Source organism: candidate division WOR-3 bacterium (assembly GCA_029858255.1).
Lineage (GTDB): Bacteria > Hydrothermota > Tepidihabitantia > SM23-42 > SM23-42 > SM23-42.
In genome coordinates this window covers 1-9,485 of record JAOUFJ010000045.1, presented here as the reverse complement: position 1 = coordinate 9,485, position 9,485 = coordinate 1, and the positions used below count along the sequence as shown (strand labels likewise).

Genomic DNA, 9,485 nt, shown 5'->3' with positions numbered 1-9,485 from the left:
TTCCGTCACATCGAATTCTATCGTTTTCGTATTCCTGGTCAGAACCCGATTGTAATTGACAACCAGAGAGCAGATAGTACCTTGCAATCCCTCGCGTAATACACCTTCGACAAAGATCGTGTCTACTTTATCTGATGCAATGAATCTGAATGAACTGTCTGTTATCGAAAGGTCAGTTCGTTCGAACCGGTAATTCCTGTAATGAAGTTCCTGCAGTACGAGTGAAAGTCTTCGTTCCTTCTTGTCTATCTGAAAATCCGTGCTTCTTATTGCCACATTATCAACAGTGAATCCGTGTACAGACAAATTCTGTGCCAGGAGATCCGTATTAACAGTCAACCCCATGAGGTCATCAGGAGCACCCAGAACCTGGATAGAGCCATTCAATTTGCCGCCGATGGGGAAATATTTCTCAAAACGTGCGACATCAAAATCAGCAAAACTGATGTGCAGATCAAGCTCGGGCAGCACATTCCCGTGAGCACGTAGAGTTCTCGTGCCCTCAAGGACAAAGAGTGAATCCAAATATAACCGGGAGCCCGAAAACGACCCGTAGCAAAGAATCGAATCAAGACCCACACCTTGTTCAAGTGGAGAACTGACAAAACCAACGAATTTATTTGCGTTGTATGCCAGATATCCGTTCACAACCAAGGGCTCTTTCGAATTGACAAATCGGCTGACATCCAGATCCTTGAAGTTCGAAACGAACTCGACTTCGGAGAGCTTAACGACCTTTAGCTGTGCAAAAAGGGTACCACTAAGAAGTTCAGCGTCAAATATATTGGCCCAGATCGTATCCACGGTTGCATTAGTTTCAAAACCGAATTTCTCGAACGGATAGAAACCAACAGCGCTCCCGCGTATCTGCGGTATGAAACTGCCTTGGCGATACGTGATATTACCCACAAAGTCGACCTGGCCCACCATTTCACCCTTAATGCCCGGAATCGACGCCCACCTCAAGGCGCTAAAATCGACTTGCGCCTCTTCAAAATCAAAAGTGGCATGTTGCCGGTCGAAAATATAATACCCACTGCCCTTCAAGCTGAGGCCGGTACCGTTAAGCTTGAACGAATTCAACCTTATTCCTTCATCGCTTATATCAGCATCAAGATTCATTGACTTAATATCCAACGAAGGTTGCGATGAAGAAAGTGATAGATTCCTCGCAATTAGATGGACCTTGGAACCGACAAAATCTATGAAGACAATACCCGAAATACCGTCTGCCTGGTACAGATGCTGATTCATATACGTAACTTGGCCGTTCTTCACATTCATCCGTAATCCAAGCCTGATTCTTGGCAAACCAGGAGTGTACCTTTCAACCGCCTTGTCGTCACCCTTCTTTTCGTGTAATGTAATTGTTGGTTCAAAAAGCGTGACCTCGAATAAATTAGGTAATTGGAGCATGAACAGGTTGAACCGGTAGTGAATTTCCGCACGAGTCCCCTGGATCCTATCGGTCTCTGAAAGCCTGACACTGTAGTCGTCGATCCGGAACCCTCGAAGTATGTTACCGCTGATCATGCGGTATTCAATATTCAAACCAGTTATGATTTCCAGGACATCGAGCGTCAATTCGCCAAACCTGGTACTAGTCACGTATAGAATAGTTGCACCAAGGATCAATAGGAAAGCAATGGGTCCAACGATGTGTCTGATATATCGTTTCATATCACTCAGAATGTGTGATAGATGCCGAAATAAAACTCGCTGCCTTTCTCCTGTAATGGGAAACCAACATCAAAACGCAATGGTCCGATCGGCGTGAAATAACGTATTCCCACACCGGCGGTAGTTTTGAAGTATTCGGTGTCACTAAAATCGATTTCATTGTCGATGTATCCGGCATCAAAGAAACCGACCAAACCGAAATTCATTGGCAGCCGTAACCGGTACTCGATATTCAGATTCAGCAGGATATCCCCGTATCGCTCATCACCGATGGAATCCGGCCCAATTGACCTTTCCGGATAACCGCGAAGAGTGTACTGCCCGCCAAGAAAGTACTCCTCATAAACCGAGACGCTATCGGTGGGAATAAGAGCGCCGATCTTGAAACGCAGCGCAAGAGCATTGGCAAGCAACGGGAAGAAAACACGCTCTTCGCTCTCCAGTCTAAGGAAGTGGTTAGCACCTCCGAAAATGCCCCCTGCATATTCAATCGATGGAACAAAATATAAACCCTTGTGAGGATCAAAGAACTCATCCCTGAGGTCCAGTAAGAACTGAGTTTTGACGCTGTTTGTAACACCTTTGATAGTATCGGGTAGGGTTACCTTCGGATTGATTCGAACATATTTGTACCGGTGAGCAACACTTAACGCGACTTCCTCAGTGAAAACCTTTGCAACCTGGAATTCGTTACCCCTTGTATGTCTTGTGAAATCGATCATCTCCTCATACCAAACGAACGGCAGCACGGATAGCTTTAGACCCAACGATGTGACATAAGGCAGTGTATACCTTGCCTCTACCCTTGCCTCCCACTCTTTTTCGATATTGAACTTGAAGAGCGGACTGACATTCACGCGGTGCCCGATATTTGCTACATTCAATTCCTCGAAACCGAATGACAACAGAAAGCTGAAAGGAAGAGTCACACCAATGCCAAACTTCAGGATACGAGATTTTAGTTCCTTAACATTGAAGATTAGGTCAATGCTGTCTGGCTGTTTCTTTAGCATCTCAACTTTGAGAGTACTGAAGAAGCCGAGCGCGTAAATCCTCCGCTGGCTGTCATATACTCTTGACTTACTGTACATGTCGCCCGATTCCAATTCAATCTCCCGTATCACCAAGGCGGGATTTGTCTTCGTCAAACCCTGTACCTCGATATTCCTGACATAGTGCAGGATGCCTTTTTCTACAGCGAATAGGAGGATCCCGGAATCAGGAAGAGCACTATAGTCAACTTCAACGAAGGGATATCCCCTGTCTTTGTAGTGATCTTCTATTGCTCGTTCTGTATCTATCAATCTAGATTGTATGAAATAATCACCAACTCTTACAGCGAGTAAATTTCGTACATTTCGCAAACTATCACCATCCACCACAATCTTGTCGATCCTTGGTCTGCTGCCTTCGTCTATTCGATATACAATGGCAACCGAATCCCTCACTATTGCTACTTCGGGAACAACCTCAGTGTCAAAGAAACCCCTTGACCGATACAAACGGATGATACGGCCGGTATCGTAATTCATGTCCAGATCGCTATACTCCTCACCCGGTTTCGAGACTACCTCCGCACGAAGATGCCGCGTCGGAACCGATTCATTGCCGACAAATGTTACTTCTTTGATTGGGGAACTTATGATTATAAAAGAAACAAATAGTCCGAACAAGTGGAGTTAGATCAAAAACTTGCCTTTTCTTATTATCAATTTCTCATCAAGCCAAACGCTGGGTCTTCTTATGACGGCATCAAGGTGAATGCGCGCGTTGTTCTTCCCCCCGAATGCCAGGTTGTTACCGAAAGCGACATGTATTGTGCCTAAAACCTTCTCATCCTCAAGTACGTTGCCGGTTATCCTGGCTTTGTAGTTAGTCCCGATGCCGAATTCACAGAGAGTCTTTTCTTTATTTCCGTATTGGCCGAAGATTTTGCTCATTCTTCCGCTACCCTGCATCCTGGTTATCCTACCATTCTTCACTTCGACAGTGACGGGGTCGGTGACTGCACCGACGGGAGCGAAGGACCCGTCAATGACTATTGTACCGTTACTCCCGTCCTCAACCGGAGCAATATAAGCCTCACCAGCGGGGAGATTCGAGAATCCGCCTTTTCGTTTTACGATGCCCGTATCAAGGCAACAAGAGCGTTTGCTCAGACTTAGTTCTAACTTCGTTCCGGAGTCCGATTCCACATATGCGCGTTTGGCATTACTCAGCTTCTTACCGACTTTTTTGGTTAAATTTTCGATGCGCCGATAGTCAGCGCTCAACGTTCGCAGCATCATTTCAACAGTAATCCCGGGCATTGTTGCACCCCTGGCGCCATTCTTATTAGCATTGATTCTTGCCTGTGTATGAGTTAACGAGTGACTGGTGGGCATGATGAAAACATCACACTTGCTCAGCGCATCCGACACAATACTTGGTGGTTCCTCACCATGTATACTACGGGGAATCATTTCAATCAAAATCGCATCATGCTTCCTTCGCAGGGCCGTCCAGATCGATATGCCAACCGCCCGGCACGGTTCATCGGTTACGACAACAACCTTTTCACGTGCTCTGATACCCAGACAATTTTCGATGACTATTCTGGATGCTCTGAGCAGCCCTCGTTCCAGATCTTTCATGGGAAACAGTAGATGGGTATTGTTACCAACGGAAGTGGGCGAACGCGCGATTCGCTTCTGCCATTCTGTGTACTTCTTCTCGCTTCTTTATTGCACCGCCCTCATTACGGCTTGCGGCGATGATCTCTTGAGCAAGTCGATCTTCCATTCGGTATTCAGACCTGCTACGAGCAAATTGGATTAACCATCTAATCGCAAGGCTCTCTTTCCTTGCTGGCCGAACTTCCATTGGTATCTGATAAGTTGCTCCCCCAACACGACGCGGCCTCACCTCGAGAACCGGTTTTACATTATTCAAGGCTTTTTCGAAAACAGCAAGCCCGTCCTCATTTGTTGTTTTTTCTATTCGCTCAAGGGCACCATACAGAAGCTTTTGCGCAATACTTCTCTTACCGTCCCACATCAGATTGTTGATGAACTTGCTGATCACGATACTGTTAAATTTAGGATCCGGCTGTACCTTTCTTATCTGTGCTCTCCGTCTTCTTCCCATAGGGCCACCTCTATGACGTTACCGGTGTCTCTTTAGGCCTCTTTACGCCGTAAAGAGAACGACTTTTCTTTCTGCCTTCAACACCCGCAGTGTCGTACTTGCCTCGCACAATATGATACCGAACGCCCGGCAGATCCTTGACCCTACCACCTCGCACGAGCACGATAGAGTGTTCCTGAAGATTGTGCCCTTCGCCCGGAATATATGATGTCACCTCGTAACCATTCGTCAACCTCACTTTGCAGACCTTGCGCAATGCGGAATTCGGTTTCTTGGGTGTCGTCGTATATACGCGCGTGCACACTCCACGGCGCTGTGGATTACTTTGTAGTGCCGGTGCCTTGCTCTTCGACCCAACCTTTTTCCTTCCCTTTCTAATTAGTTGATTAATTGTTGGCATTTGCCTCCTTGATTCGCCATTTTGCCATCACAACCTGATATTATATTCAGAAACACACATCTGTCAACCCACAACACTTGACTTTATCATTCTTGTGTATATCATAACCCATGCACGTCTACATCGAAGACATCGGCAAATACGAAAATCAAGCAGTAGTCATCAAGGGCTGGCTCTACAACAAGAGATCGAGCGGTAAGATACACTTCATACTTGTTCGTGACGGTACGGGTATTATACAATCGGTCATAGCGAAAGGTGAGGTTGATGACAAAGTGTTCGACCGGGCCGACAAGATCACTCAGGAATCATCTATTGTTTTAAAGGGCATGGTAAGAAAGGACGAAAGAGCACCGGGCGGCTATGAAATAATAGCAAAAGACCTGCAGGTACTCCAAACCGCCGAGGATTACCCGATAACTCCCAAAGAGCATTCGATTGAATACCTGTTACCACTCAGGCATCTATGGCTGCGCTCAAAAAAACAGAATTCCATCATGCGCATCAGGCATGAATTGATCAAGGCGTGCCGTGATTTCTTTGACGATCAGGGTTTCATCAATGCCGATACTCCAATTCTGACTCCCGCTTCGGTAGAGGGAACCACGACGCTATTCCCTGTGGACTACTACGGCGAGAAGGTTTACCTGGCACAGAGTGGACAGTTGTACAACGAAGCAACGATTGGAGCGCTCGGTAAGGTCTACTGTTTTGGCCCGACATTCCGCGCCGAGAAATCAAAAACAAGACGCCACCTTACCGAATTCTGGATGCTCGAACCGGAGGTCGCATTTCTTGAGCTGGACGGTTTAATGGAACTGGCTGAGGACATGACCGTGTATGTCATCGGCCGCATGCTAAAGAACCGCCGTAGAGAACTCGAAACACTGGAGAGAGACATCACCAAGCTCGAAAAAATCCAGAAACCGTTTCCGCGCATAACGTACAAGGAAGCGGTCGAAATAATCAGAACAAAAGAGAAAGATTTCAAATACGGAGACGATTTTGGTGCACCGCATGAAACGATTATATCGGAGAATTTTGACAGACCGGTATTTGTGCACCATTATCCGGCAGGGCTCAAGGCATTCTATATGAAACGGGATCCGGATGATGACACCCTCTCGCTCAGCGTGGACATGATCGGCCCCGAGGGCGTAGGTGAATTGATCGGTGGTGGACAACGCGAGGATGATTACGACATCATTCTAAGACGCGTCAAGGAAAATAAACTCCCGGAAGATGCATACCAGTGGTATCTAGACTTGAGAAAATACGGTACCTGTCCGCACAGCGGATTTGGCCTGGGCATTGAGCGAGCAATAGCCTGGGTATGCGGGATAAAACACGTCCGCGAAACCATCCCCTTCCCCAGGATGCTGGAGAGGGTATATCCCTAATGCCGCAAATCCTAAATACTAGTAGCTAAATTCTAAACCGATTCGAATTTCCAGATTACATGCTGCAAACAAATCTCAAATTTCATATTCCAAATTCCAAAAAAATCTTGGTCCAACGATACTAACGATCTGAGCGACCATAATGATACCGACGAATCGGCCACGTTGAACGGTTACGAGGCCCGTTTCGGCCACAAAGGTCAACGTTACGGTTTAACAACCGAGGAGTTGCATCAAATCGGCGCATTTTTACAACGAGAATAACGGGAATAACGGTATTAGCGATATTAACGTCTTTTAGTAATTTCGAAATTCGCAATGTCTTTATTCAACGGTATTAGCGAGATTAACGGTCGCAACGATAGTAACAATTTATTAATATATCTTAATTTTACCCCTTGACAAATTGATTTTTTTAATTATAATATGGCATGAAAGTTAAATTATTTAATTGCCCTTCATGTAGTGAACAAATGGTGATAAGTGAGTTAAGGTGCCCAAAATGCGACCTGCGTATCAAAAAGGACTTCGAATCATGTGGATTCTGCCGTCTGCCTGAAGAAGACCATGAATTTTTGCTCATATTCTTGCGAACCCAGGGACGCATCACCGAAATGGAGAAGCTGCTCGGTGTTTCCTACCCAACGATCAAGGCCAAGATCGACAGCCTATTGAAAAATCTGAATCTCTCCCCGATTGCTGCTGAAGAAGAGCATGAACCGCTTGAGGCACTTTCTCAGGGTAAGATATCGGTAGATGAGGCTGTGGCAATACTGAAACAGAGGAAGCGGAAATAAAATATGCACAAAGGCCTAAGTACATTGTTGTGTGTTGTTGCTGCCAGTATGGTCCAAAGGTTTAGTCGTATGGATCTACTGCCAACCGTGAACCAAGCCCGTGTCCAAACCATACAACGAAAAACGAATTTTTATAGGGAGAAACATGTCAGTCAACATTGAGACAATATTGAATGAGATTCAAAAAGGTAACATTGTGGTAGAGAGTAGTGATGACTATCGCTTGCCCTACCCTCTCGGTCTAACCAATATCCCATTTCTTGCCGAAGACGGGGCAACCGGTATTCGTGGGAAGTACGATCAATCCTGTACTCTGACAAACCCAATTTTGTGAAGAAGGACGACACCCATGCTGAACATAGTTACAGGTTGTACGTTATGGCCGTCTGTGTGGTCAATTGGCTCTACACCAGGTGTTTACTACCTATTAGGTATAACCACACCCAGACCGGCGGCAATACCATACAAAATTCAACCATCTGTTAGAAGGAGGAATAATGTCTGAAGAAAGAAAGAAGATACTCAATATGGTCGCAGAAGGAAAATTAACACCCGAAGAAGCAGACCGTCTGCTTGACGCGCTGAAAGACGCACACGGTAAAAAACGATTTTTCAGAATAAGAGTCTATGACAAGAACAATAGAGATAAACCAAAGGTCAGAGTCAACATTCCCATAGCCGTATTGAAACTCGCATCGCGAATAGGTACTGCCTTCAAAGGCATAATGCCCGAAGGAATGAAGATGAACATGCATGGCAAAGAAATCGCGCTCGACGAATTCACTCCAGAGATGATCGACAGCATAATCGACAGCCTCGGTGATGAGGAAAAATTCGTACTGGCCGAGGTGACCGATGATGAAGATGGTGAATATGTGGAGGTGTGCATTGAATGAGCGAATGCAGATACTGAAAATGCTCGAAGATGGGAAGATCAATGCGCAAGAAGCCGAACGTCTGCTTGAAGCACTTTCGCACTCCCAATCGAAAGAGAAAAAGAACAAATTCAAAATCTGGAGTTCAATCGAAGGAATACCGAAGTTCATAAGTGCGGCGATCGGCAATGCAATCGATGACCCACAATGCGAAGAGTCAATGCAATATACTGCGAAGAAGAAATTGTCATTCAATGGCATAAGCGGTGATCTCACAATCGAAGGAGACAGTACCGATAAGATCGAAATACAGCGGGACGGTTTCGCCAAAATCAAACAAGACGATGAAACACTGTATATCAAAACACTGAGCGGCGATGTCAGTATTTCTTTGCCGCATAAGACGGAAATCTCAATTGCGGGGATATCAGGAAATATCAGCATTACCGATGTCGAGGGAACCATCCGAATTGAATCGGTTTCCGGTGATGTCATCGGCAAGAATCTTTCGGGAAGCATGTTCGGAGAATTCGTATCGGGTGATATCAATCTTGATTACGCAAAAGCTCAGAAGATCAAGATCAGATCGCGCAGTGGCGACGTCACCCTGCAGCTGGACAAAAAACAAGAAGCGGATTTAGATATCGAAAGCGATGCCGGCAGTATCTCGTGCGACTTCGCGCTAAAGAATGAGATCAAGAGCGACAATAAGTTAAAGGGAATTCTCAATAAGGCAACTGCGGAAATTGAAATAACTTCCAAATCAGGTGATGTGACCATAAAAGAACGAGGATAATCATACCCCGTTTTTGGGCGGACTTCAAAATCAGCAAGCGAATTTTGGTTAAACGCGATAGTATATACCCCGCTTGCATGCCAGCACAGCTAGTGTGCGTTCACTTGTGTATTGACAAATTTCAGATTTTAGAGTATAATACCATGTAATTCTGGTGAGTAGATATTCTAAGGCTGCCTCTTACAGCAAAGCCGAGGTCCAAATGGGCCTAGGCTATATCCCTGTGTGACTATTGACTTATTTCTGTTTTTATATATAATTAATGTTTACATAAAAATAGAGCAGTTTAAGGAGGATGATTATGGCGAAGCAGAAGTTTGAGCGGACGAAGCCGCATGTTAACATTGGGACGATTGGGCATGTTGATCATGGTAAGACGGCGTTGACTGCGGCGATTACGAAGGCGTTGGA

At 45.6% G+C, this 9,485-nt stretch carries 11 protein-coding genes; 6 read left to right on the top strand and 5 right to left on the bottom strand.

Features of this window, described 5'->3' with window-relative positions; all coding sequences use genetic code 11:
• From OEV79_11615 to rpsL, 5 genes are all read right to left on the bottom strand, one after another.
• Positions 1-1,680 (bottom strand): hypothetical protein (locus OEV79_11615; protein ID MDH4212084.1); only part of this gene is annotated, 1,680 nt, incomplete at its 3' end.
• Positions 1,681-1,685: 5 nt separating this feature from the next.
• A complete protein-coding gene (locus OEV79_11610; protein ID MDH4212083.1) occupies positions 1,686-3,353 on the bottom strand; it encodes a BamA/TamA family outer membrane protein in 1,668 nt (555 codons plus the stop codon).
• A gap of 6 nt (positions 3,354-3,359) precedes the next feature.
• Entirely contained in the window at positions 3,360-4,313 is a 954-nt protein-coding gene (locus OEV79_11605; GenBank protein ID MDH4212082.1) for an aminopeptidase, read from the bottom strand.
• A gap of 22 nt (positions 4,314-4,335) precedes the next feature.
• The gene (gene rpsG, locus OEV79_11600; protein MDH4212081.1) at positions 4,336-4,806 is read right to left on the bottom strand and encodes a 30S ribosomal protein S7; all 471 of its coding nucleotides are present in this window, start codon (positions 4,804-4,806) and stop codon (positions 4,336-4,338) included.
• 10 nt (positions 4,807-4,816) lie between these two features.
• The gene (gene rpsL / locus OEV79_11595; GenBank protein ID MDH4212080.1) at positions 4,817-5,206 is read right to left on the bottom strand and encodes a 30S ribosomal protein S12; all 390 of its coding nucleotides are present in this window, start codon (positions 5,204-5,206) and stop codon (positions 4,817-4,819) included.
• Between the two features lie 110 nt (positions 5,207-5,316).
• On the opposite strand from rpsL, the gene asnS reads away from it, so the two are divergent.
• The 6 genes from asnS to OEV79_11565 all read left to right on the top strand — a co-directional run.
• Positions 5,317-6,606, top strand: coding sequence for an asparagine--tRNA ligase (asnS, locus tag OEV79_11590; protein MDH4212079.1), 1,290 nt, complete (start codon positions 5,317-5,319; stop codon positions 6,604-6,606).
• A gap of 431 nt (positions 6,607-7,037) precedes the next feature.
• Positions 7,038-7,403, top strand: coding sequence for a DUF2089 domain-containing protein (locus OEV79_11585; protein MDH4212078.1), 366 nt, complete (start codon positions 7,038-7,040; stop codon positions 7,401-7,403).
• 145 nt (positions 7,404-7,548) lie between these two features.
• Positions 7,549-7,737 (top strand): hypothetical protein, encoded by a 189-nt coding sequence (locus OEV79_11580; protein ID MDH4212077.1) that lies wholly within the window; start codon positions 7,549-7,551, stop codon positions 7,735-7,737.
• Between the two features lie 163 nt (positions 7,738-7,900).
• Positions 7,901-8,299, top strand: a complete 399-nt coding sequence (locus OEV79_11575; GenBank protein MDH4212076.1) for a hypothetical protein — start codon at positions 7,901-7,903, stop codon at positions 8,297-8,299.
• A complete protein-coding gene (locus OEV79_11570) occupies positions 8,292-9,074 on the top strand; it encodes a DUF4097 domain-containing protein (GenBank protein ID MDH4212075.1) in 783 nt (260 codons plus the stop codon). Before OEV79_11575 ends, OEV79_11570 begins: the two co-directional genes overlap by 8 nt.
• A 301-nt stretch (positions 9,075-9,375) precedes the next feature.
• Positions 9,376-9,485, top strand: a 110-nt coding sequence (locus OEV79_11565) for a GTP-binding protein (protein MDH4212074.1), incomplete at its 3' end; no start/stop codon positions are given.

Bases quoted from the DNA above. Each gene is read 5' to 3' on its own strand.
- rpsL (MDH4212080.1), bottom strand. From the start codon at position 5,206: ATGCCAACAATTAATCAACTAATTAGAAAGGGAAGGAAAAAGGTTGGG.
- OEV79_11575 (MDH4212076.1), top strand. From the start codon at position 7,901: ATGTCTGAAGAAAGAAAGAAGATACTCAATATGGTCGCAGAAGGAAAA.
- rpsG (MDH4212081.1), bottom strand. From the start codon at position 4,806: ATGGGAAGAAGACGGAGAGCACAGATAAGAAAGGTACAGCCGGATCCT.
- asnS (MDH4212079.1), top strand. From the start codon at position 5,317: ATGCACGTCTACATCGAAGACATCGGCAAATACGAAAATCAAGCAGTA.
- OEV79_11580 (MDH4212077.1), top strand. From the start codon at position 7,549: ATGTCAGTCAACATTGAGACAATATTGAATGAGATTCAAAAAGGTAAC.
- OEV79_11585 (MDH4212078.1), top strand. From the start codon at position 7,038: ATGAAAGTTAAATTATTTAATTGCCCTTCATGTAGTGAACAAATGGTG.
- OEV79_11605 (MDH4212082.1), bottom strand. From the start codon at position 4,313: ATGAAAGATCTGGAACGAGGGCTGCTCAGAGCATCCAGAATAGTCATC.